Raw genomic sequence first — 464 nt, 5'->3', positions numbered from 1 at the left:
TGTCGGTGCGCCCGGTGCGAAGCACGGTGAAGTGACGCGCGGCCACATCCGGGAGCTTGTCGAACAATGCCTTCTCGTAGGCCGAAACGAATTCCGGGTTCTTCAGGTCGTGCCTGGAGATTTCCAGGTTTCCGCGCCGGTTGTCGAGCCAATGTTCGCCCGGCATCAGGACAGCCTGGATCTCGCCCTTGTAGAGGGCAACGGCACGTTCATTTTCCTTCACGAGGACGCGCTGGCGTCCCAGAACCTTTTCGAGAATGGTCTTCATTGTCTTTACTCCTGTCGGGCATGGCCCCATGTGAGGCGTCACGTCATGCGTCGATCGTCCTTTCGTTTCTCGCTTCGTTTCCCGGCACGAATGATCCGGAGACCGGTGGCATCGCCAGGCGGCGGGCCTTCGGGAGCGGATCGCGGGGCGGCAAGGCGGGCGCCGGCGCCCGAAGGCTCCTTTGCCGGCATTGCCG

At 62.7% G+C, this 464-nt stretch carries 1 pseudogene; it reads right to left on the bottom strand.

Features of this window, described 5'->3' with window-relative positions:
- A pseudogene (locus EOA60_RS38070) lies at nt 1-268 on the bottom strand (slipin family protein); the annotation flags it as partial.
- Between the last annotated feature and the right edge of the window lie 196 nt (nt 269-464).

Source organism: Mesorhizobium sp. M1A.F.Ca.IN.020.06.1.1, assembly GCF_004023265.1.
GTDB lineage: Bacteria > Pseudomonadota > Alphaproteobacteria > Rhizobiales > Rhizobiaceae > Mesorhizobium.
This window is presented reverse-complemented; position numbering and strand designations above follow the sequence as displayed.